This is a genomic window from Streptomyces sp. NPDC040405 (assembly GCF_055595765.1).
Genome location: NZ_JBVIVI010000003.1, coordinates 835,147 through 858,134, shown reverse-complemented (window position 1 = coordinate 858,134; position 22,988 = coordinate 835,147). Strand labels below are relative to the sequence as shown.

The window sequence follows — 22,988 nt, the reverse complement described above, 5'->3', positions numbered from 1 at the left end:
GTTGAGCAGAAGCAGGCATAGAAATGATTGAGAATGACGAGTACTGTGCACAGCGTGCTGGCTGAGCGACGACATCAGATGATCTTGCGGGCGCTGCGTTCCGGTGGACCGGCCGCTGTGGCGGACCTCTCCGCCCAGCTGAACGTGAGCGCCGCGACAATCCGCCGCGATCTGCTGAAGCTGGAGGAGGAGGGGCTGCTCACCCGGGTGCACGGCGGCGCGGTCGTGGAGGAGGGCGACCAGCCCTTCGCCGAGGTCGCCGAGGTACGGGTGACGGAGAAGGACGCCATAGCGGTCCGGGCCGCCGAGCTGGTCGAGGACGGGCAGACCGTGCTGCTGGACATCGGCACCACCGCCTACCGCTTCGCCCGGCAGCTGCACGGCCGCAGACTGACCGTGATCACCAGCAATCTGGTGGTCTACGAGGAGCTGGCCGACGACACCGGCATCGAGCTGGTGCTGCTCGGCGGGGTGCTCCGGCGCGAGTACCGCTCGCTGGTCGGCTTCCTCACCGAGGACAACCTGCGCCAGCTGCACGCCGACTGGCTCTTCCTGGGCACCAGCGGCGTCCGCCCCGGCGGTCAGGTCATGGACACCACGGTCGTCGAGGTCCCGGTCAAGCGGGCCATGATCGCGGCCTGCGACCGGGTGGTGCTCCTCGCCGACGCGGCCAAGTTCCCCGGCACCGGGATGGCCAAGGTGTGCGACCCCGGCGACCTCGACGCCGTGGTGACCAACGCCGTGGTGACCAACGCCCCCTCGTCCGGACCGGCCATCGCCGCGTTCGAGGAGGCCGGAGTGGAAGTGGTACGGATATGAAACTCACGATCCTCGGCGGCGGCGGATTCCGGGTGCCGCTGGTGTACGGGGCGCTGCTCGGCGATCACGCGGAGGGCCGCGTCACCGAGGTCGCCCTGTACGACCTGGACCCCGCCCGGCTCACGGCCGTCGCCCGGGTGCTCGGCGAGCAGGCCGACGGCATACCGGACGCCCCCGCCGTGACCGTCACCACCGATCTGGACACGGCACTGCGCGGGGCCGCCTTCGTCTTCTCCGCGATCCGCGTCGGCGGTCTGGAGGGCCGGGCGGCCGACGAGCGGATCGCCCTGGACGAGGGCGTACTCGGTCAGGAGACGGTCGGCGCCGGCGGCATCGCGTACGGGCTGCGCACCGTGCCCGTCGCCACGGAGATCGCGCGGCGCGTCGCCCGGCTGGCGCCCGACGCCTGGGTCATCAACTTCACCAACCCGGCGGGACTCGTCACCGAGGCCATGTCCCGCCACCTCGGCGACCGGGTCATGGGCATCTGCGACACCCCGGTGGGGCTCGGCCGACGCGTCGCCCGTGTCCTCGGCGCCGATCCGGACCGGGTGTGGATCGACTACGTCGGGCTCAACCACCTCGGCTGGCTGCGGGCCCTGAGGATCGACGGGCGCGACGAGCTGCCACGGCTGCTCGCCGACGACACCGCCCTCGGCTCGTTCGAGGAGGGCAGGCTGTTCGGCCACGAGTGGCTGCGCGCCCTCGGCGCGATACCCAACGAATATCTGCACTACTACTACTTCAACCGCGAGGCGGTGCGCGCCTACCAGGAGGCCAAGCAGACCCGCGGCGCGTTCCTCCGCGACCAGCAGGCGATGTTCTACGAGGCGATGCGCGACCCCGCCGCCCCGCCGCTGACCACCTGGGACCGCACCCGCGCCGAGCGCGAGGCCACCTACATGGCGGAGAACCGGGAGGCGGCGGGCGCCGGTGAGCGCGACACCCACGATCTGGAGTCCGGCGGCTACGAGCAGGTGGCGCTCGCCCTGATGCGCGCCATCGCCCGCGACGAGCGCGCGACCCTGATCCTCAACGTGCGCAACGGCACCACCCTGGGCGTCCTGGACACGGACGCGGTCATCGAGGTGCCCTGCCTGGTCGACGCCAACGGCGCCCGCCCCGTCTCCGTCGCGCCCCTCCCCCACCACGCCACCGGCCTGGTGTGCGCCGTCAAGGCCGTCGAACGCGAGGTCATGGCCGCCGCCGAGAGCGGTTCGCGCGCCACCGCGGCCAAGGCGTTCGCCCTCCATCCGCTCGTGGACTCGGTGACCGTCGCCCGCCGTCTCGTCGACGGCTACGCGAGCGCGCACCCCGGCCTCGCGTATCTGAACCGGAAGTAGGAACCCCCGCCATGCACGATGAACGCCGCCGTATCGAGGAGCGCGTCGAGCGCGTCCTGAAGCAGCGCATAGAACCGGCCGTGCACGCCGCGTCCGTGCCGCTCACCATCGAGGCGTGGCAAGTGCCGGACGAACCGGTACCGTTCGCGGAGGCCGTGGCCGCCCCGTACGAGCCGTTCGCCCTCGGCACTCCGTGGGGGCCGCCGTGGGGCACCACCTGGTTCCGGGTCCGGGGCGAGGTACCGGCCGGATGGGCGGGGCGGCGGGTCGAGGCCGTCTTCGACCTGGGCTTCGTCGGCGACTGGCCGGGCAACCAGGCCGAGGCGCTGGTCCACACCCTGGACGGCAGCCCGCTGAAGGCCGTCAATCCGCAGAACCAGTACGTGCCCGTGGCCGATCCGGCCGCGGGCGGCGAGCAGATCGCGTACCTCATCGAGGCCGCCTCCAACCCCGACATCCTCGCGAACGACTTCGCCGCCCCGACCCCGCTGGGCGACAAGCTCACCGCGGGCCGCGCCCCGCTGTACACCTTCGCCCGCGCCGACCTCGCGGTGCTGGACGAGGACGTGTGGCATCTGGCCCTGGACCTCGCGGTGCTCCGCGAACTGATGCTGGAGCTGGACGTACACCAGCCGCGCCGCCACGAGATCGCGCACGCCATCGACCGCGCGCTGGGCCGCCTCGACCTGGAGGACGTGTCCGGCACCGCCGCCGCCGTGCGCGACGCGCTGCGCGGTGTCCTTCAGCGCCCCGCGCACGCCTCCGCCCACACCATGTCCGCCGTGGGCCACGCCCACATCGACTCGGCGTGGCTGTGGCCGATCCGCGAGACCAAGCGCAAGACCTCGCGCACCTTCTCCAACGTCACGGCGCTGGCCGCCGAGTACCCCGAGTTCATCTTCGCCTGCTCGCAGGCGCAGCAGTACGCGTGGGTGAAGGAGGGCTATCCGCAGATCTGGGAGCGGATCCAGCAGGCGGTACGGGACGGTCAGTGGGCACCGGTCGGCGGCATGTGGGTCGAGGCGGACGGCAACCTGCCCGGTGGCGAGGCCATGGCCCGCCAGCTCGTGCACGGCAAGCGCTTCTTCCTGGACGAGTTCGGCATCGAGACCAAGGGGGTGTGGCTGCCGGACTCCTTCGGCTACAACGCCTGCTTCCCGCAGCTGGCGCGGCTCGCCGGAAACGAGTGGTTCCTGACCCAGAAGCTGTCCTGGAACCAGACCAACAAGCTCCCCCACCACACCTTCTGGTGGGAGGGGATCGACGGCTCCCGCGTCTTCACCCACTTCCCGCCGGTGGACACCTACAACGCCGAGTTCTCCGGCCAGGAGATGGCGCACGCGGTCCGCAACTACGCCGACAAGGGGCGCGGTACGCGCTCGCTGGCGCCGTTCGGACACGGCGACGGGGGCGGCGGCCCCACCCGCGAAATGCTGGAGCGGGCACGGCGGCTGGCCGATCTGGAGGGGTCGGCGAAGGTCGTCATCGAGCACCCGGACGACTTCTTCGCCGCCGCGCGCGCCGAGTACCCGGACGCCCCCGTGTGGTCCGGGGAGCTGTATCTGGAGCTGCACCGCGCCACGTACACCTCCCAGGCCCGGACCAAGCAGGGAAACCGGCGCAGCGAGCATCTGCTGCGCGAGGCGGAGCTGTGGGCGACGGCGGCCGCGCTGCGGGCTCCCGGTTACGCGTATCCGTACGAGGATCTCGACCGGCTGTGGAAGACGGTGCTGCTGCACCAGTTCCATGACATCCTGCCGGGCTCGTCCATCGCCTGGGTGCACCGGGAGGCGGAGGCGGAGTACGCGAGGGTGGCGGCGGAGCTGACGGAGATCACGTCCACGGCCCTGAAGGCGCTGGGCGGAGGCGAAGAGCCCGCCCGGCCGCATGTGTACAACACGAGCCCGCGCCCCCGCGCCGAGGTCGTCGCCGTGCCCGCGGGCACCGCCGACGGGCAGCCGCTCTCCGACGGCCGGGTCGCCGTGCACACCGAGGTCCCCGCGTCCGGCGGCGCCCCGCTCGCCATCGGCACGGACCCGGGCCCCGTCGTCGTCGGCGACCGTGTGCTCGACAACGGCCTCATCCGCCTCGAACTGGCCGAGAACGGCACCCTCGCCTCCCTCCGCGACCTGACCGCCGATCGCGAGGTCCTCGCCCCGGGCGCCCCGGGCAACCTCCTCCGGCTCCACACCGACCTCCCCAACTGCTGGGACGCCTGGGACGTCGACAAGCACTACCAGCAGCGCTACACCGACCTGCTCGACGCCGAGTCGGTCACCGTCACCGAGAAGGGTCCGCTGCTCGGTGCGCTGCGTATCGAGCGCGCCTTCGGCAAGGGCTCGCGGATCGTCCAGACCATCACGGTCCGGGCGGGCAGCCGCCGTGTCGACGTCGACACCGACATCGACTGGCACGAGTCCGAGAAGCTCCTCAAGGCGGCCTTCCCGTTCGACATCCACGCCGACCGCTCCACCGCCGAGATCCAGTTCGGCCACGTCCACCGCCCGACGCACACCAACACCAGCTGGGAGGCGGCCAGGTTCGAGGTGTACGGCCACCGGTGGGTGCATGTGGGCGAGCCCGGCTACGGGGTAGCGGTGCTGAACGACGCGACGTACGGGCACGACGTGTCCCGCACCACCCGCGAGGACGGCGGCACCACGACCACCGTGCGGCTCAGCCTGGTGCGCGCCCCGCGCGTCCCCGACCCCGAGGCGGACCAGGGCAGGCACCGCTTCACCTACGCCCTGCTCCCCGGTGCCACCGTCCAGGACGCGATCGCCGAGGGGTACGCGCTCAACCTCCCCCTGCGGGTGGCCGATGCCCGGACCGCCCCCGCCCCGCTGGTCACCACGGACGGCCCGGCAGCCGCCGTCGAGGCGGTCAAGGCGGCCGACGACCGCTCCGGCGATGTCGTCGTGCGGCTCTACGAATCGCTCGGCGGCCGCACCCGCACCACCCTCCGCCCGGGCTTCGCACACACCGGTGCCACGGTCGTGGACCTTCTGGAGCGGCCGCTCGCCGACGCCCAGCCGGTCACCGCGCACGAGGACGGCAGCGTCACCGTGTCCCTGCGCCCCTTCCAGATCCTCACCCTCCGGTTCACCAGGAGCTGACCCACGTGGCCATGCGACCGTGGTTCCCCGACGCCAAGTTCGGGATCTTCATCCACTGGGGCATCTACGCCGTCGACGGTGTGCAGGAGTCCTGGTCGTTCTTCGAGGGCGATGTCCCGCACGACCAGTACATGGCGCAGCTCGACCGGTTCACCGCCTCGGCCTACGACCCCGCCGCATGGGCCCGGCTGTTCGCCCGCGCCGGGGCCCGCTACGCGGTGCTCACCAGCCGCCACCACGACGGCGTCGCCCTGTGGGACACTGCCCAGGGCGAGCTGAACGTGGTACGGCACACTCCGGCGGGGCGCGATCTGGTCGGCCCGTACGTGGCCGCGCTGCGCGCGGAGGGGCTGAAGGCCGGGCTGTACTACTCGCACAGCGACTGGAACCACCCCGACTACGCCTCCACCCGCTACGCGGGCAGGCCACCGGAGCAGGAGAACAATCCGTACGCCGAGGTCCCCGAGGAAGAGGAGGACCTGACGGCCTGGGCGCGCTACCTCGCCTATCGCGACGCCCAGGTGCACGAGCTGACCACCCGCTTCCGCCCCGATCTGCTCTGGTTCGACGGGGAGTGGGAGCGCACCGAGGAGCAGTGGCGGATCCGGGAGCTGGCCGCGCGGATCCGCGCGGAGGTGCCCCACTGCGTGCTGAACGCGCGCATGCTGAGCGAGGGCGACTACGCGACACCGGAGCAGGGCGTGCCGATCGAGCCGCCGGACGGACCCTGGGAGCTGTGTCTGACCCTCAACGACTCCTGGGGTTTCCAGCACCATGACCACAACTACAAGTCGACCGGGCAGCTGATCCGCTACTTCACCGAGACCATCGGCGCGGGCGGCAATCTGCTGCTGTCGGTGGGCCCGCGGCAGGACGGCACGATCCCGGCCGAGCAGATCGAGCGGCTGGAGGGCATGGGCGACTGGATCGCCCGCCACGCGGAGGCCGTGTACGGCACGGTGGCGGGCCTGCCCGCCGGACACCACTACGGCCCCAGCACCCTCTCTGCCGACCGCCGCACCCTCTATCTGACCGTCTTCGACATCCCGCGCGGCCCCATCGGCGTACGGGGCCTGCGCACCCCGGTCCGCGGGGTGCGGGTGCTCGGCACCGGCACCCGGCTGGGCCACCGGGTCATCGGCGGCCTCCACGAGGCGCCGGGGGTGCTGTGGATCGACCCGCCCGCGGCCGCCGACCTGGACGCCCACGCGACCGTGCTCGCCGTGGAACTCGACGGCGAGCTGGAGCTGTACCGGGGCTCCGGGCGCAGCTGAGGGGCGTCAGCTCCGTACCTGGATCAGCGCATGGGTGCCGCTGGTGCGCCAGTGTCGCTCCCGCTCATCCAGTGCGGCCTCGGTGTCCGCGTCGAGTCCGGTGATGACGTCCGACTTCAGGGTGCGCAGGGCGGCCACCGGGCCGGGGAAGTACGCGGTGCGGTCGGCGAAGGGGGTGGTCGGGGCCCACATCCGGTCGCCGACGAGGCGGCGGTAGTTCAGATCGCCCTTCAGCACGGTGAGGGTGGCGTCCGCGAACTCCCGCCGCAGATCGTCCGGCATCTCGGCGTACGGCAGCGGCGCGCAGAAGAAGTCGTGCGCCCGGACGGTGAGCCGCCCCTCGGCCATGGCCGCCCACAGCCGCGTCCCGGCCTCGCCCGCGGCGCCCTCGGCGCGCGTCAGACGGCGCAGACAGTCCACGACGTCGGAGGTGGTGGCGTCGGACACGTAGTACGGATACGGCTTCACCTGGAGGACGACCCGCTCGGCGCGCCGGTGGTGGAGCAGATGGTCGATGAGGACGAGGTCGGGGAGGAGTTCGCGGCCCGCGTTGTCGGCGACCAGGCACAGCGTGGCCGGGGCCCCGGCGGGCAGCAGCCGCCACAGGACGTCCGAGTCGTCGGCCACCAGCGGTGCCCCGGCGGACGCCGCGGCGCCGCCGGAGGAGAGGCGGAAGCCGAGGTCCGCGCGGTTGCCCCAGAGCGAGCCGTGCAGCAGCGCGTCCGCGGCCTCGTCGGCGGGCCGGTCCAGGAGGTGGTCGAGAGCGGTCAGTTCCCGGGCTGCCTCGGGGGTGTCCAGCTCGGCCTGTTTGAAGGGCCGGAACGGGTCGATGCCCTGCCAGGGGCCGGGTGCGAAGTAGCCGACGGCTCCCAGCAGGCGACGGTAGAAGTAGCTCTCGATCCAGAGGAAGGGCGCCTCGAACCAGGAGCGGCCGAAATGCTCCTGCCCCCAGTCCTGCCAGCGGTCGTGGTCGGGTGCGCCCGGGTCGAGCGGGGTGATGACGCCCTCGGCGTGGTCGCGGCGCAGGGCGTCGAGCGCCCGGTGCTGTTCGGGGCCGTACGGGAAGGCGTCCCGTACCTTCTCGATGAGCGCCGGATGCCGCTCGGCCAGCACACTCCGGGCGAACGATCCGGGCTCGTCACCGAGGATCACGGGCGCGTCGACGGTTTCGGACATGGCAGCCAGGGTTTCACACCGGGCCGCGCGACGTGCGGGGTTACCCGTGCGCGGTCACCAGTGCGCGGGCCGGGTGAGGGCGGACGGCAGCCGGGTGGCCGTGTCGCCCCGGGCGGCGTTCAGCTGGGCCTGGGTGAGGAAGAGGGCGCCGGTCAGATCGGCGCCGCCGAGGTCCGCGTCGCGGAGGTCGGCCCCGATGAGATCGGCGGTGTTCAGGTCGGCGCCGGTGAGGTCGGCCGCGATGAGGAGGGCCCCGCGGAGGCTGGCGCCGCGCAGATCGGCGCCCCGGAGGCGGGCCCCGATGAGATCGGCTCCCCGGAGGTTCTTCGCCTTGCCCCGGCCCCCGCTTCGGGCCCCGGCCCGTGCCAGTTCGCTCGTGCGCAGCAGCAGCGCGTTGACCTCGTCCCGGTGGGCGGCCACGTCCAGCGCGAGGAGTTCGTCGGCGCTGCCCCGGGTCAGCGCTTCGGTGGTACGCAGCGCCCGGCGCAGCTGGTCGTGGAGCGGGCGGGCCGCGGGGAAGCCGAGGGCCTCGGTGAGGTACCACAGGAGTTCGTGGAGCTGCCGCATCACGGGGAAGACGGAGAACATGGCGGACGCGGTCCGTGGGTGCGCCCGCCAGTCGCGGCCCTCGAAGGTGGTGTGGGAGACCTTCTGCCCGGCGCCGAAGCAGTCGAAGACGGTGCAGCCCGCGAAGCCCTTCTCGCGCAGCCGGGAGTGGATGCCGCAGCGGAAGTCGGTCTCCAGGTTGTGGCAGGGCTGCCCGGCCGCCTTGTCGACGGCGAAGTCGGCCGAGGCCGCGAAGGGCAGGGCGACGCAGCACAGCCCGAAACAGCTGCCGCAGTCGGCCCGCAGATCGGGGCGGACCGCATCGGGTATGGGGGGCTCGGCTCCGGCAGACACCGTGTGTTCTCCATGAGGGGTTCGCGCACCACCCCGGTCTCGGCGGTGCTGTGGCGAACTCCCATGATCTCAGGGCCGCGGCGGTCCCGTCAGCCCGGGACGATCAGGTCGATGCCGTACGCGGCGACCGCCAGGCAGGCGGCGAAGCACACCACCGCGACGGCCGCGGCCGCCCTCCCCCGGCCCCGGCGGCCTCGCCGCGGGGCCCCGTCGAGGTGGGGCCCGCCCCCGGCGCGGGCCCAGGCGGCGATGCCGAGCGAGAACATCACGACCACCACGACGGTGATCCCCAGGCTGACTCCGAAAACCCCTCCGAGGGTGCCCCACTCGACGTCCATCGCGCCCACCTCCTTCACCGGTCCGGTTCCGGGGTCAGGCCGCCGGGCGCACGGTCTGCTCCGGGCGCTCGGCGGCGGGCAGCTCGTTGACGTTGCCCGAGTTCACCGGGCGGCGGCGGGAGAGCGCGTAGAAGCCCGCGGCCGCCACCACCGCGATGCTCGCCACCAGGGCCACGCCCGCGTCGCCCCGGTCCGCGACCCAGGCCGCGACGCCGCCCACGGCCGCCGCCGCGGGCAGGGTGAGCAGCCAGGACACCGCGATCCGCCCGGCGATCCCCCAGCGCACCTGGGCCAGCTTGCGGCCGAGCCCGGCGCCCAGGATGCTGCCCGTGCAGACCTGCGTGGTGGACAGCGCGAACCCCATGTGGGAGGAGGCCAGGATGACCGCGGTGGCGCTGGTCTCGGCCGCGAACCCCTGCGGGGTCTGGATGTCGGTCAGCCCGCGGCCCATGGTCCGGATGATCCGCCACCCCCCGGCGTACGTCCCCAGGGAGATCGCCAGCCCCGCGCTCAGCACCACCCACCACGGCGGTCCGGTGCCGTGGTCGAGCACCCCGGCGGAGATCAGGGACAGCGTGATGACGCCCATCGTCTTCTGCGCGTCGTTGGTGCCGTGGGCCAGCGCCACCAGGGAGGCCGAGCCGACCTGGCCCGCGCGGAACCCCTTGCGGACCGCCCCTCCCGCCGCGCGGCGGGTGATCACATAGGCGAGATACGTGGCGAACGTGGCCACGACGCAGGCTACGACCGGGGAGGCGACCGCCGGAATCACGATCTTTTGGAGGATCTCCGCGAACCGCACCGCGGATCCCCCGGCCCCCACCCACACCGCCCCGATCAGCCCGCCGAAGAGGGCGTGCGAGGAGCTGGAGGGCAGCCCGACGAGCCAGGTGACCAGATTCCACAGAATCGCCCCCACCAGCCCCGCGAAGATCATCGCCAGGGAGACCCGGCCGTCCTCCACGATGCCGTTGGAGATCGTCTTGGCCACTTCGGTGGACAGAAACGCACCGGCCAGGTTCAGCACTCCGGCGACGGTGACGGCGACCCGGGGGGACAGCGCCCCGGTGGCGATGGAGGTGGCCATGGAGTTGGCCGTGTCATGGAAACCGTTGGTGAAGTCGAAGGCCAGCGCCGTGATGATCACTACGATGAGCAGGAAGGAAACGGACCCCATCCGGACCTCCCGCGCCGGGGTTCCGCGCGCCGCCGCACCGAACCGTCCGCGAATTCGCTGCCTCTCCCACGCTAAGCGCGAGTTGAGCCACCCGCCAACGCACGCCCCCGCAGTGCCGCCCGCGCCGGAAGCACCGCCGCCACCACCCCCAGCAGCAGACATCCGCCGACCGCTGCCGCCGCCCACGGCCAGGCCACCACCAGCGCGACCGGGACGCCGAGGGCGTTGCCCAGCCCATGGACCATGCCGAGCAGCACGGGCGCGGCCACCGCCATCCCCAGGGCGGCGCCGAGGGCCACGACGCAGACCGTCTCGCCCGCGACGGCCAGCAGCACCTGTCGGCGGGTCGCGCCGGACAGCCGCAGAGTGCGCAGGTCGCGGGTCCGGTCCGCGGTGGCGGCGAGCAGCGTGGCAGCGACGGCTATCGCGGTGTATCCGGAGGTCATGGCGGTCAGGATCAGGGTGAAGATCCGGACCAACCGGTCGTCCTCGGCGTCGGCCGCGGCCGCGTACTCCGCCACCGTCACCTCGTGCGCGCCCAGTCCGGGCGCGGGCCGGGCCGGTGGGCCACCGGTGCGGTAGACGACATCGGCCAGCGCCGACGGATCGTGGGCGCGTACCAGCGCGCGTGGGAGGAAGAGCTGGTACGGCAGGGAGTCGTCCGCCACCGCGAGGACCCGCATTCCTACCGTACGGCCGTCCTCGAAGGTCAGCGCGGCCTGCTGCCCCGAATGCCAGCCGTGGGCCGCGGCCACGGCCCGGGTGACGACGACCGTCCGGGCCCGCGGCGCGGGCGTGCCGTAGACCCGGGTGAAGCCGGGCGACACCCCGGCCGCCGACAGCGCCGGGGCGCCATGGCCGCCGTAGACCGTGGTCGACAGCAGCGGCGTCCCCCTCACCCCGGCGACCGCGGCGTCCGAAAGGCCCGGTGTGCCGCGCGGTACGACCGCCGCCTCGGCCCGCACCGCCGCGGCCCGCCCGGCGACACCGGCGGCCGCGGTGGTCTGCACGGCGCTGGTGATCAGCACGGCGAACGCGACGGTGGCCAGCACCGGAGCGACCGTGGCAGAAGTGCGGCGTACGGCGGTGACCATGTTCGCGCGCACCAGCAGGGCAACGGCCCCCGGGCGGCGGGCCAGCGGCCGGGTCAGCGCCCCGGCCACCGGGCCGACCAGCGCCGGAATCAGCAGGGTGAGGCCGACGGTCAGCCCCATCGCAGCGCCCAGACACAACAGCACCATGACGTCGGGGCCCGCGAACGCGGTGCCCGCCGCACACGCCGCCCCCAGCGCCGCGGCCACCGAGCCGGTGGCCCACCGGCGCCGGGTCATCGCGCGGCTGTCCACCACCGCCTCACGCATCGCCTCCAGCGGGGCGATCCGTGCCGCCCGCCGCGACGCCGACCACACCCCGGCCAGCGCCACCACCAGGCCCAGCGCGAAGGCCGCGACAGGCACCCAGGGCCGCGTCCGGACCTCGAACCCGGCGGGCTGGAACCCCGCGTCGATGAACACCCCGGCCAGCGCGGGCGCGAGCACCGCCCCCAGCGGCGCGCCCGCCGCGCCGCCGATGGCGCCCACCGTCAGCGCCTCCCCGTACAGCAGGCGCCGCAGTTGCCGCGGGGTGGCGCCGATGGTGCGCAGCAGGCCGAGGTCGCGTCGGCGCTGGGCGACGGTGAAGGCGAAGCCCGAGGACACGACGAGGACGGTGACGAAGGCGGAGAGCGCGGTCATGGCGGTGAGGACCTGAGCGCCGATCCACCGGGTCATCTCGTCCTGGGGCGGGGCCAGTTCGTCGCGGGAGGCGCCGCGCAGCACCTCGCCCGCCCCGCCGACGGCCTGCCGCGCGGCGCCCGCGACCGCCCCGGCGTCGGCGCCGGGCTTCAGGACCAGGCCGATGACCCTGACCCCGCCCGCGAGTTCGGCGGCCCGGTGGCCGGTGGTCCAGTAGCCGGGGCCGTCCATCGTCCCGGACACCGTGAAGCGCCGGGGTCCGGGTGCGGTGAGCACCGTGATCCGGTCGCCGGGAGCGTGTCCGAGGGCGCGGTCCACGACGATGTCGTCGTCACCCGCCGGTGGGCCGCCCGCGCCGAGCCCGTACGAGGCGAGCGCCGCACTCGGCCAGCCGTGCCCCTGCCGCTCCCCCGCCCGCTGCCGGCTACCGGCCGCCTGCGCGTAGAAGGACCGGTCGGCGACCGCGTCCGCCACGCCGGGAAGGTCCGCCAGTACGCTCCGCAGCCGCTCGGCCCGCTCCGGGGCCCACGGCGGGTTCTGCGCGAACACCCCGCTGGTGCGGGCCCCTTCGGGGCTGCGTACCAGCACCGGCGCTCCCGCCAGCCGCTCGGGCACTCCCGGGCCGCCGGACAGCAGGATCAGGGCGCTCAGTGTGATCACCGCAACGCCCATCGCCGTGGTCACGAAGGCGCCCAGGAAGGAGGTCCAGCGCTCGCGCACCGTCGCCGTGGCGATCATCGCCGCACCTCCAGGGCGGCCGTCCGCGCCGCGACCGCTTCGGCGCCGTCCCCGCCCGGCAGTTCATCGGCGACCCGCCCGTCCGCGAGCAGCACCACCCGGTCCGCGTACGCGGCCGCCACCGGATCGTGGGTGACCATGACCACCGTCTGGCCGTGGGCGTCGACCAGTTCGCGCAGCATCCGCAGCACCGTCCGGGAGGTCCGCGTGTCGAGCGCCCCGGTCGGCTCGTCGGCGAAGAGGACGGCGGGCCGCGTGATCAGCGCCCGGGCGATCGCGACCCGCTGCCGCTGTCCGCCCGACAGTTCGCCCGGCCGGTGCCCGGCCCGGTCCGCGAGGCCCACCCGGGCCAGTGCGGCGGCCACCTCGTCCGCGGCGGGGCGGCGCCCGGCCAGGCGCAGCGGCAGTTCGGCGTTCTCCGCCGCGGTCAGCGCCGATACGAGGTTGAAGGACTGGAAGACGAAGCCGACCCGGTCCCGGCGCAGCAGCGTCAGCGCGTTCTCGTCGAGCCCGCCCAGCTCCGTGCCGTCGATCAGCACCTCTCCGGACGTGGGCCGTTCGATGCCCGCCGCGCAGTGCAGCAGGGTGGACTTACCGGAGCCGGAGGGGCCCATGACGGCGGTCATGGTGCCCGCCGCGAAACCGGTCGTCACTCCGTCGAGGGCGGTGACGGCGTGTTCGCCGGTGCCGTGGCGCCGGGTAACCGAGCGCAGTTCGACCGGGACGGTGGCCCGGACGGTGGGTGTCGTGGTCATGGATCCAGCCAACCCGGCCGCGGGGCCCGGCACATGGGCGCCAGGGCGAGTACGGATACTCCATCTGGCACTACCGCGGGCGGGCCGCGGCCCGGCTACCGTCGGACCCCGTGATCCCCCGCACCGTGCCCCGCGTCCTCACCCGCCCCTTCGCCCTGATGGGGCGGGCGGTGGGCTATCTGCTGTCCGGCGGGCTGTTCGCGGCCGTCGTCTACGTGGGGCTGGGCGGCCTGCTCACGGCGCCCGTCGGGCTGGTGACCCGGGTGGTGTGCGGACTCCTGATCGTGGCCTTCGCGGTCGCGCTCGCGGGCCCGTTCGAACATCGTCGGCTCGCCCTCGTCGTACCCGGTCTGCCGCGCACGCCGGACACCTGGCGGACGGTCGGCTACGGCGCGGTCTCCGTCCTGGCGGTCGGCTGGGCCGACCTCGCCGTCGTCCTGGTCTCCCTGGGCATCCCCGGTGCGCTGCTCCTGACCCCCTTCCAGCCGACCGCCACCCCCTGGCAGACCGTCGCCGGTCCGGTCGCGGGCGCCCTGCTGCTGCCCGCGTCCGCCTGGCCCATCGGTGCGTGGGCCACGGCGCGCGCCACCGTCGCCCGGGCCGTGCTCGCTCCCCGGGACCACGAACTGCGCGAGGTGGTGCGCTCCCGGGCCCGGCTGGTCGACGCCTTCGAGACCGAACGCCGCCGCATCGAGCGCGATCTGCACGACGGGGCCCAGCAGCGGCTGGTGGCGCTCACCATGAAGCTGGGCCTGGCCGCCCTCGCCCTGCCGCCCGGCAGCGAAGCCGCGAAGGAGGTCGGGGAGGCGCACGGCCTGGCCAAGGAGGCGCTGGCCGAGCTGCGGGAGCTGATCCGCGGGGTCCATCCGCAGGTCCTCACCGAGCGCGGACTGCCCGCCGCCGTACGGGACATCGCGGGCCGCTCCCCCGTCCCCGTCGACCTGGACGTCGACGTTCCGGGGCGGCTGCCGCCCGCCGTGGAGTCCACGGCGTACTTCGTGGCCGCCGAGGGCTTGAGCAACATGGCCAAGCACAGCGGCGCCGGCCGCGGCCGGATCACCGCCCGCGTCCACGACGGTGTGCTGTGCGTCGAGATCGGGGACGACGGAGTCGGCGGCGCCGCCCCCGGCCCCGGTACGGGGCTCATCGGCCTCGCCGACCGTATCGCCGCCGCGGACGGCAGAATGCTGCTGTCCAGCCCGCCCGGCGGACCCACCCTCCTGAGAGCGGAGATCCCGTGCCGTCCGTGCAGCAGCCCCTCCGTATCGTGATCGCCGAGGACGCCGTCCTGCTGCGCGAGGGCCTGGTCCATCTGCTGCGCCGGTTCGGCCACCGGGTCCCGGCCGCCGTCGGTGACGGCCCGGGGCTGCTGGCGGCGGCCCGGGAGCACCGGCCGGACCTGGTCATCGCCGATGTGCGGATGCCGCCCGGCTTCACGGACGAGGGGCTTCGGGCGGCCCGCAGGCTACAGGCCGGGCAACCGGGCCTGGCCGTCCTCGTACTCAGCCAGTACGTCGAGCAGACCTTCGCCGAGGAGCTGCTGGAGAACCGCCGCGCCGGTGCGGGAATGGGCTATCTCCTCAAGGAACGCATCGGTGACGTCGAGGAGTTCGCCGACGCCGTCACCCGGGTCGCGGCGGGCGCCACCGTCGTCGACCCCGAGGTCGTACGCCAGCTCCTCGCCCGCCGCCGCGATCCGCTGGCCCGGCTGACCCCGCGGGAGCGCGAGGTGCTGGCCCTGATGGCGGAGGGCCGGTCCAACGCGGCGATCGCCCGCCGTCTCGTCGTGACCGAGGCGGCCGTGGCCAAGCACATCGCGGGCATCCTGCTGAAGCTCGACCTGCCGCCGGACGCGCCCGACGACCATCGGCGGGTGCTGGCGGTACTCGCCTATCTGCGCGCCTAGTGCTCAGCGGCGGGTCAGGGAAGGCCGGGTGTTCAGGGTCTCGACCTCGCTTCCGGTGGCGCGCCGATAGGTGTCGGTGATCCGGGCCAGCTCCCGGGGGCCGCGCCCGCCGTCCCGGTGCATGGCCCGGTTCGCCCGTACGACGGCCGCCGTCGCCTCGCGGCGGGCGGCCTCGTAACGGGCCAGCCCGGGCCGCGGCCCGTCCGGTGCGGAGAGTTCGTACGCCAGGACCCGGGCGTCGACGATGGCCTGGGACGCGCCGTTGGCACCCACCGGGTACATCGGATGCGCGGCGTCGCCGAGGAGGGTGACGCGGCCGCGTCCCCAGGACGGCAGCGGGTCCCGGTCGGCCATCGGGTATTCCAGGATCTCGCCGCTGTCGGCCAGCAGGGCGGGCACATCGAGCCAGCCCAGCGCCCAGTGCGCGTAGTACGGCAGCACATCGGCCACCCGCCCGGCGCGGTTCCAGCCCGCGTCCCCGGTGAGCGGGCCCGGCTCGGCTACTCGCACCAGACACACCCAGTTGATCCGGTCGCGGCCGATCGGGTACGCGACCAGCTCGGCGTCCCCGTCGCTCACAATGGCCGCCGAGCGGCCGGTGAGGAACGGCGCGGCCTTGGTCGTACCGCGCCACATGCGGATGCCCGACCACAGCAACGGGCCGTCATCCGGGTGGAGTCCGGCGCGTATCGCCGAGTGCAGGCCGTCGGCGCCGATGAGCACGTCGGCGTACTGTTCCGCGGCGGTGTTGGTGGCACGGTCGAGCACCCGCACCCGGACGCCGTCCGCCTCCTCGGGGCCCTGCGCGAAGCCCGTCACCCGGGCTCCGGTGCGGACCGCGCCGGGGCCCAGCCGCCTCTGGACCGCCGCGAGGAGCAGCAGTTGCAGCTCCCCGCGGTGGATCGAGTACTGCGGCCAGCGGTAGCCCTGTGCCATGCCGCGCGGCTCGCTGAAGATCTGGTGGCCGTGCCGGTCGGCGTAGACGTTCTCGGCGGTGGCCACGCCGAGGCCGGCGAGGCCGTCGCCGAGGCCGAGTTCGGTCAGCTCCCGTACGGCGTGGGGCAGCAGGTTGATGCCGACGCCGAGCGGGCGGATCTCCCGGGCGCTCTCGACGACGGTGGCCTCGATGCCCGCGGCGTGCAGGCTGAGCGCGGCGGTCAGCCCGCCGATGCCCGCTCCGGCGATGAGGACGCTCATGACTCGGCGCGGGCCGCGGGGCGGATCTCGGGGCGGTCGATGACGCGCAGCCAGGTGCCGTCCGGCTCACGGCGGACGACCTGCACCCGGCCGCCGGTGTTGTCGCCGGACGGGGTCGAGGTGAGGGCGAGGTCGCCGTAACGGACGGTGGGCAGCGGCTCCTCCGGCCGGAAGGGCTCCGTCGTGTGGTCGAGCAGCGCCTGGCACACGGCGCGGATGCCCTCCCGTCCCACGGTCGCGGATCCCGGCGGGTACGCGAGCACCGCGTCGGGTGCGTACAGCTCGGCCATGCCCTCGGCGTCGCCCGCGTTGGCGCGCTCGACGAACAGCCGGGTCAGGTCCTCGGGGGTGGTGGCACGTTCACGTGTCGTCCCGGTCATGTCGGGTCCTCCGGTCTTTCGTGTCCGGTCTTCTGTCCCCACTCTCCGGCTGTCGTGATCAGAAGTCCAAGAGATGCTCGATCTGGCAATGAGAAGCAATGGTTATAGAATTCTGCCCATGGAATTGCGTCAGCTAGCTTATTTCGTCGCGGTGGCCGAGGAGCGGAACTTCACCCGGGCCGCCGAGCGGGAGCATGTGGCCCAGCCCGGGGTGAGCGCCCAGATCCGGCGGCTGGAGCGGGAGCTGGGCCAGGAGCTGCTGGACCGCTCGGGCCGCTCGGTGCGGCTGACCGAGGCGGGCGAGGGCGTCCTGCCGTACGCGCGGGCGGCGCTCGCCGCGGTGGAGGGCGCGCGGCAGGCCGTGGACGAGCTGACCGGGCTGCTCCGGGGGCAGGTGGCCGTGGGGACGGTGACCTCGCATACCGTCGATCTGCCGGACCTGCTGGCGGAGTTCCACGACGCCCATCCGGCGGTGGAGATCACCTTGTCCGAGGCCAACTCGGACCAGCTCCTGGAGGGCCTGCGGACGGGACGGCTCGACGCCGCGATCGTCAGCGTCGGCAAGGAGACGCCGCCCGGGATCGAGATGCAGGTGCTCACCGACCAGCCGATCGTCGCGGCGGTCGGTCACGACCATGAGCTGGCCGTCCAGTCCGCCATTTCGCTGGACACCCTGCGCGGGCGGGCACTGATCAGCCTGCCGCCCGGCACGGGGCTGCGCACCCGGCTCGACGAGGCGTGCGCGGCCGCCGGGTTCGCCCCGCACATCGCCTTCGAGGCGAGCGATCCGGAAGTGCTCGCCCAACTCGCCGAGCGCGGACTGGGCGCGGCGATCCTGCCCGGTGCGTTCGCCGAGGCGCGGGCGGACCGGCTGCGGACGGTCCGGATCACCCGCCCGGCCCTGCGCGGGCGGCTGGTGTTCGCCTGGCGGGCGGGCGGCCCCAGCGGTCCGGCCGGACGTGCCCTGGTCGCCCGCGCCTGCCCCGCCCTGATCGAGCGCGCCCGCCGCACCCTGGGTGGCCCGGCGGCACCGTAGGCCGTCGGGTCACACCGCGGGGGCGGCGTCCGGCCGGTAGACGATGGCAGTCAGCGGGGAATCGGTACGCCAGCCGAGCGAGGTGTACAGCCCCCGGCCGTCGGCCGACGCGCCGAGCACCCCGGTGGACGCGCCCGCCTCGGCCGCCGCGTTCGCCAGGGTCCGCATGACCAGGCCGCCCAGGCCCCTGCGACGCTGGTCGGCGGCGGTCTCGACCTGGTCCACGACGGCGATGTCGGCACCCGGCGGGATCGCGACCTGCCCCCGGGCGGCGAAGATCCCCTCGGCCTCGACCACGAGCGCGCGGACGAGACCGCCCCGCGCCCAGGTGCGCAGCCGGTAACCATCGGGCGGCACCGGCGCGGAAACCGGCCTCAGCGGGGCCGACATCAGGAATCCGGGATCGCCCAAGGTCCATCCCGGGAGCAGCCAGGGCCGCACGGTCTCCGGTGGCAGCAGCACCTTGAGCCGGGTGCCGGGCGCCGTGCGCGCCGCCATCAGCTCGACGACCAACTCCTCGTCGGCCTCGGGCAGCACATGCCGGGTGAACTGCTTCGGCAGCGCGCCATGGGAGGTGAACCCCCATTCCCCCTCGACCGGCGGCGACGCCAGACGGGAGATCGCCCAGCCCTCGGCCCAGGCGCGCACCAGCTCCCGGTCCACCTTTTCCGTGTCCATACGTCCCCCATTGCGTAAGAGGCTCAACGGCATGACACACATTACCCAGTCGGGCCGTCTCCGGGCGTGAGACGCCATTGACAGCGGTCGGCGGCGGATCCCACAATGGCGCCATGATCAGGAACCGGTTCGACACGACGGGACACCTTCGCGCCCCGGATCGGACCGGCTGTGAGCGCTCGGGCCTCTAGTCGGCCTTCCCCGGCCCTCGCGACAACCGTCCCGTGCCGCCCGGCCCGCGCCCGGACTGCTTCCTGACACACCCGGACCCGCTGACGCCGTCGAGCGCACTTTCGCGATGATCCGCACCGCATCCCGCCGGGTCTCCCGTGCGCGGCGCGAGGGCTTCTCCGCCATCCGTTCCAGCGGCTCCGCTGCCGCCGCTGGAAGCCGCATCACGTATGAGGAGAACGCCATGACCGTCATCGACACCCCGCCGAACACTCCGGTGCTGCGCGACGCGCGCATCCCGGCGGGCGGCCTGTACGAGGGGGCGCGTACGCTGCGCCGGTTGCCCGAGGGGTGGCAGGAGCGCCCGTACGAGCGCTTCGAGCTGGTGCCCCAGGGGCGCACCATCGGGGCCGAGATCCGCGGGGCCGACCTCTCCCGGCCGCTGGAGCCGGGGCTGCGGGAGGAGTTGAACCGCGCCCTGCTGGAGTGGAAGGTGCTCTTCTTCCGCGGTGCGCACCTCACCTCCGCCCAACAGCGCGACCTCGCCCGGCACTGGGGAGAGCTGGAGACGAACCCCCTGCTCGCCGCCGGATCGAGCCAGGACGTGGCCCGCTTCGACAAGAGCGAGGGCGCCACCCCCACCTTCGAGAACGTGTGGCACGCCGACGTCACGTTCCGGGAGCGGCCCGCGCTCGGCGCCGTGCTCCAGCTGCGCGAGGTCCCGCCCGTCGGCGGGGACACCATGTGGGCGGACATGGCCGCCGCGTACGACAACCTGCCGCAGGAGGTGCGGGACCGCATCGACGGCGCCACGGCTGTGCACGACTTCATCCCCGGTTTCTCCCGCTTCTACGGCCCCGAGCGGCTCGCCCCGTTCCAGGACGTGTTCCCGCCCGTCGAGCACCCGGTGGTGCGCACTCACCCGGAGACCGGGCGGCGGATGCTCTTCGTGAACACCTCGTTCACCACCCGGATCACCGGCCTGGACCGGGAGGAGAGCGACCGGCTGCTGGCCTATCTGTGCCGTCAGGCGCAGGTCCCGGAGTACCAGGTGCGCTTCCGGTGGCAGCCGGGCGATGTGGCGTTCTGGGACAACCGCGCCACCCAGCACTACGCGGTGAACGACTACGCGCCGCATCCGCGGGTGGCCGAGCGGGTGGCCATCGAGGGGGACCGCCCGTTCTGACGGGCCCGTTCTGACGGGTCCGGGCCGGGCCCTTCCGGGCGGCGGGGTTCACCTCGCGTGCCCCGCCGACCGGGAATAATGCCCCGCTGCTCGGGACTGATCAGGAAGCGGGGAATCGGCGCAGCCATGGCCAAAGCTGAGGTATACCGTTACCGGGGCAATGAGTTGACGGCCCTCGCGCGGGCCACGAGACAGAGGCCGGGCTGTGGCAGGGGCCTCGGAGGTTACGGGTGCGATACCGGGTCCTTGGTGCGCTCGAGCTGTGGGACGGTGCCCAATGGGCGCCCCTCGGCCCGGCGAAGTGGCGGATGCTGCTCGCGGTGCTGCTGTGCCACGCCAACCGGACCGTCCCGGCCGAACGGCTTCTGGACGAGCTGTGGGGCGAGGGGCAGGCGCCGCAGAGCGCGGCCAAGTTGCTGCAGACGTATGTCTCCCGCCTCCGGCAGAGCCTGGGCGACGCGTCCGGCCGGGCTCTGATCACCGACAAGCAGGGCTACAAGGCGCACGGCTACCGGCTGGCGGTGGAGACGGCCGACTTCGACGCGCACCGGTTCGAGCAGCTGGTAGAGGAGGGGCGGCGCGCTCTCGACCGGGAGTCCGAGTCTCCGGAGGACGCCGCCGAGCGGCTGCGCGAGGCGCTGGTGCTGTGGCGGGGCACGCCGTTCGCGGACGTGCCCCCGACCCCGTCCGTGGAGGCGGAGACCACGCGGCTGGGCGAACTCCGGCTCCAGGCCGTGGACGCCCGTATCGACGCCGATCTGCGGTGCGGGCGGCACGCCGACGTCCTGGGCGAGCTGGAGGCGCTGACCGCCGAGCATCCGTACCGCGAGGGGCTGCGCGGCCGCCTGATGCTGGCCCTCTACCGGTCCGGGCGGCAGGCCGACGCCCTGGCGGCCTACCGCGATCTGCACCGGCTGCTGGCCGAGGACCTGGGCGTCGAGCCGATCCCGCCGCTGCAGCGGCTCCAGCAGCGGATCCTCACCGCCGACACCTCCCTGCTGGCGCCTCCGGCCCCCCGCACGGAAGAGCGACCCGCGGCCGCGCGCCCGGCCGCCCGCGGACCGCGCCAACTGCCGCCCGCCAGCCCGGCGTTCACCGGACGCCATGGTGAGGTGGCGGTGATCCAGGCCCTCCTGGAGGAGAGCGGCGAGGACGGCGACGGCGGCGGATCCGGGCGTCCCGTGGTGATCGCGGCCATCGACGGCACCGGCGGCGTGGGCAAGTCCACGCTGGCCATCCACGCCGCGCATCAGCTCGCCGAGCGGTTCCCCGACGGCCAGCTCTACGTCGATCTGCACGGCACCACCGCCGGGCTCTCGCCCCTCGAACCGGCCGAAGTCCTCGGGCGGTTCCTGCGTGCCCTGGGCGTGGACGGGTCGAGCGTGCCGGGCGACACCGACGAGGCGGCGGCCCAGTTCCGCTCGCTGGTGGCGGGGCGGCGGCTGCTGGTCATCCTCGACAACGCCGCCTCCGTGGACCAGATCCGTCCGCTGCTGCCCGCCGGGCCCGACTGCGCCGCGCTGGTCACCAGCCGCGAGATGCTGACCACGCTGGAGGGCGCCACCCATCTGCATCTGGACGTCCTCCCCCACGACCAGGCCGTGGCGCTGCTGGAGCGCATCGTCGGAGTGGAGCGGGTGCGGGCCGAGCGCGAGGAGGCCGAGGCCATCACCCGGCTGTGCGGCCGGCTGCCGCTGGCGCTGCGGATCGCGGGCGCCCGGCTGGCCGCCCGCCCGGCCTGGCCGCTGCGCACCCTGGTGGCCAAGCTGACCGACGCCCGCGGCCGACTGGACGAGCTGCGCTTCGGCGATCTGGCCGTACGCACCAGCTTCCAGGTGAGCTACGACGCCTTCCGGCTCGGCGGCCGCTCCGACGACGCGGACGCGGTACGCGCCTTCCGGCTGCTCAGCGCGGTGCCCGGGCAGGACGTGAGCCTGCCGGTGGCGGCCGCGCTGCTGGACCATCCGGCCGACCGCACCGAGAACGCGCTGGAGCGGCTGGTCGACGCGCAGCTGCTGGAGAGCCCGGACTCCATCCGGTACCACATGCACGATCTGCTCCGGCTGTTCGCCTCGGAGCGCGCCGAGCAGGAGGAGCCCGAGGGCGAGCCCGGCGCGGCGCTGGAGCGGATGATGTCGGCTTACGTGGCCACCACCCAGCGGGCGGTCACCCTGCTCGACCCGCACCGGCCCTGGCCCCGCCATCCGGTCGAGGGCACCGTGATCCCGCTGCGGGACCGCGACGAGGCGGAGGCGTGGCTGAAGGCCGAGGCGGGCAATCTGGTGGCCGCCGTCGCCCACGCCGTCACCCAGTCCGACGCGCTCGCCCGGCTCGGGATCCGGCTGGCCCAGGCGCTGCAGTGGTTTCTGTATCCGCGGGCGCACGCCCAGGATCTGCGGACGGTCAACGAGCTGGCCATCGGCGCCGCCCGGCGGCTGGGCGATCTGGAGAGCCAGGCGTGGGCGCTGGATCATCTCGCGGGTGCGCACTGGCTGCGCCACCGCTACGAGGAGATGCGGACGACTCTGGAGTCGGCGCTGGAGATCTGGCGCGCCATCGGCCATCAGCGGGGCGAGCAGCGATCGCTGTGCAACCTGGCAGACGCGCTGTCCGAACTGGGCCTGTTCGAGGAGGCCATCGCCGTGCAGCGGCGTCAGCTCGCCCTGGCCCGGGACACCGGGGACCTGGCCGCCGAGGTGATCGGCCTGGGCAACCTGGGCCGCGCCCACCGCGGTCTCGGCAGCTCCGAGGACGCCCTGACGTGCTTCAAGGAGAGCCTGGAGCAGGCCCGGCGGACCGGCGACGTCCACCATCAGGGGTTCGCGATGTACGAGATCGGCATCACGTACATGGAGCAGGGGAAGTTCCCCGAGGGCCGGGCGCACCTGGACGAGGCGCTGCCGGTGTGGCAGCGGCCGGGTACGTACGAGAGCTGGCGCGGGCACACCTGGAGCGGGCTCTTCCCCGCCTGCATGACGCTGCAGATCGGCCCCGGCCCGCACTGAGGCGGGGCCGGGGCCCTGGTGGCGGGCGGCGGGCGGTGGGGTGAGGACGTACGCGGTCAC

General features: G+C 73.7%; 18 protein-coding genes. 9 read left to right on the top strand and 9 right to left on the bottom strand.

Features of this window, described 5'->3' with window-relative positions:
* Nucleotides 1-54: 54 nt before the first annotated feature.
* From ACZ59A_RS17355 to ACZ59A_RS17340, 4 genes are read left to right on the top strand one after another with little or no spacing between them, the layout of a single operon-like run.
* The gene (locus tag ACZ59A_RS17355) at nt 55-819 is read left to right on the top strand and encodes a DeoR/GlpR family DNA-binding transcription regulator (protein ID WP_470959702.1); all 765 of its coding nucleotides are present in this window, start codon (nt 55-57) and stop codon (nt 817-819) included.
* Nucleotides 816-2,162 carry a 6-phospho-beta-glucosidase gene (locus ACZ59A_RS17350; RefSeq protein ID WP_470959477.1) on the top strand — a complete coding sequence of 449 codons (1,347 nt, stop codon included), beginning with the start codon at nt 816-818 and terminating at the stop codon, nt 2,160-2,162. The genes ACZ59A_RS17355 and ACZ59A_RS17350 overlap by 4 nt, the downstream gene beginning before the upstream one ends.
* Nucleotides 2,163-2,173: 11 nt before the next feature.
* On the top strand, nt 2,174-5,278 hold the full coding sequence (locus tag ACZ59A_RS17345; protein WP_470959474.1) for an alpha-mannosidase: 3,105 nt from the start codon (nt 2,174-2,176) through the stop codon (nt 5,276-5,278).
* A gap of 5 nt (nt 5,279-5,283) precedes the next feature.
* Nucleotides 5,284-6,552, top strand: coding sequence for an alpha-L-fucosidase (locus tag ACZ59A_RS17340; RefSeq protein ID WP_470959471.1), 1,269 nt, complete (start codon nt 5,284-5,286; stop codon nt 6,550-6,552).
* A gap of 6 nt (nt 6,553-6,558) precedes the next feature.
* Here the strand turns inward: ACZ59A_RS17340 and ACZ59A_RS17335 are convergent, their stop codons facing one another.
* From ACZ59A_RS17335 to ACZ59A_RS17310, 6 genes are all read right to left on the bottom strand, one after another.
* The gene (locus ACZ59A_RS17335) at nt 6,559-7,728 is read right to left on the bottom strand and encodes a damage-control phosphatase ARMT1 family protein (RefSeq protein ID WP_470959468.1); all 1,170 of its coding nucleotides are present in this window, start codon (nt 7,726-7,728) and stop codon (nt 6,559-6,561) included.
* Nucleotides 7,729-7,782: 54 nt separating this feature from the next.
* On the bottom strand, nt 7,783-8,628 hold the full coding sequence (locus tag ACZ59A_RS17330; protein WP_470959465.1) for a pentapeptide repeat-containing protein: 846 nt from the start codon (nt 8,626-8,628) through the stop codon (nt 7,783-7,785).
* Nucleotides 8,629-8,717: 89 nt separating this feature from the next.
* Complete coding sequence (locus tag ACZ59A_RS17325) at nt 8,718-8,966, bottom strand: hypothetical protein (protein WP_470959462.1); 249 nt, start codon at nt 8,964-8,966, stop codon at nt 8,718-8,720.
* Nucleotides 8,967-9,000: 34 nt separating this feature from the next.
* The gene (locus tag ACZ59A_RS17320) at nt 9,001-10,143 is read right to left on the bottom strand and encodes an inorganic phosphate transporter (protein WP_470959459.1); all 1,143 of its coding nucleotides are present in this window, start codon (nt 10,141-10,143) and stop codon (nt 9,001-9,003) included.
* Nucleotides 10,144-10,214: 71 nt separating this feature from the next.
* Complete coding sequence (locus ACZ59A_RS17315; RefSeq protein WP_470959456.1) at nt 10,215-12,614, bottom strand: ABC transporter permease; 2,400 nt, start codon at nt 12,612-12,614, stop codon at nt 10,215-10,217.
* On the bottom strand, nt 12,611-13,369 hold the full coding sequence (locus ACZ59A_RS17310) for an ABC transporter ATP-binding protein (RefSeq protein ID WP_470959453.1): 759 nt from the start codon (nt 13,367-13,369) through the stop codon (nt 12,611-12,613). Before ACZ59A_RS17310 ends, ACZ59A_RS17315 begins: the two co-directional genes overlap by 4 nt.
* Before the next feature lie 110 nt (nt 13,370-13,479).
* On the opposite strand from ACZ59A_RS17310, the gene ACZ59A_RS17305 reads away from it, so the two are divergent.
* Both ACZ59A_RS17305 and ACZ59A_RS17300 read left to right on the top strand, forming a co-directional pair.
* On the top strand, nt 13,480-14,640 hold the full coding sequence (locus ACZ59A_RS17305) for a sensor histidine kinase (protein ID WP_470959450.1): 1,161 nt from the start codon (nt 13,480-13,482) through the stop codon (nt 14,638-14,640).
* A complete protein-coding gene (locus ACZ59A_RS17300; protein WP_470959447.1) occupies nt 14,616-15,275 on the top strand; it encodes a response regulator in 660 nt (219 codons plus the stop codon). Before ACZ59A_RS17305 ends, ACZ59A_RS17300 begins: the two co-directional genes overlap by 25 nt.
* A 3-nt stretch (nt 15,276-15,278) precedes the next feature.
* On the opposite strand, the gene ACZ59A_RS17295 is transcribed toward ACZ59A_RS17300, so the two are convergent.
* Nucleotides 15,279-16,472 (bottom strand): FAD-dependent monooxygenase, encoded by a 1,194-nt coding sequence (locus ACZ59A_RS17295; protein WP_470959444.1) that lies wholly within the window; start codon nt 16,470-16,472, stop codon nt 15,279-15,281.
* On the bottom strand, nt 16,469-16,852 hold the full coding sequence (locus tag ACZ59A_RS17290; protein ID WP_470959441.1) for a YybH family protein: 384 nt from the start codon (nt 16,850-16,852) through the stop codon (nt 16,469-16,471). The genes ACZ59A_RS17295 and ACZ59A_RS17290 overlap by 4 nt, the downstream gene beginning before the upstream one ends.
* Nucleotides 16,853-16,970: 118 nt before the next feature.
* Here ACZ59A_RS17290 and ACZ59A_RS17285 point away from each other — a divergent pair, with 118 nt between their 5' ends.
* Nucleotides 16,971-17,888, top strand: coding sequence for a LysR family transcriptional regulator (locus ACZ59A_RS17285; protein ID WP_470959438.1), 918 nt, complete (start codon nt 16,971-16,973; stop codon nt 17,886-17,888).
* 9 nt (nt 17,889-17,897) lie between these two features.
* On the opposite strand, the gene ACZ59A_RS17280 is transcribed toward ACZ59A_RS17285, so the two are convergent.
* On the bottom strand, nt 17,898-18,566 hold the full coding sequence (locus tag ACZ59A_RS17280; RefSeq protein ID WP_470959435.1) for a GNAT family N-acetyltransferase: 669 nt from the start codon (nt 18,564-18,566) through the stop codon (nt 17,898-17,900).
* A gap of 415 nt (nt 18,567-18,981) precedes the next feature.
* Between ACZ59A_RS17280 and ACZ59A_RS17275 the strand changes: the two genes are divergently transcribed.
* Complete coding sequence (locus ACZ59A_RS17275; RefSeq protein WP_470959700.1) at nt 18,982-19,923, top strand: TauD/TfdA dioxygenase family protein; 942 nt, start codon at nt 18,982-18,984, stop codon at nt 19,921-19,923.
* 230 nt (nt 19,924-20,153) lie between these two features.
* Nucleotides 20,154-22,928 (top strand): AfsR/SARP family transcriptional regulator, encoded by a 2,775-nt coding sequence (locus ACZ59A_RS17270; RefSeq protein ID WP_470959432.1) that lies wholly within the window; start codon nt 20,154-20,156, stop codon nt 22,926-22,928.
* The last annotated feature ends 60 nt before the right edge of the window (nt 22,929-22,988 follow it).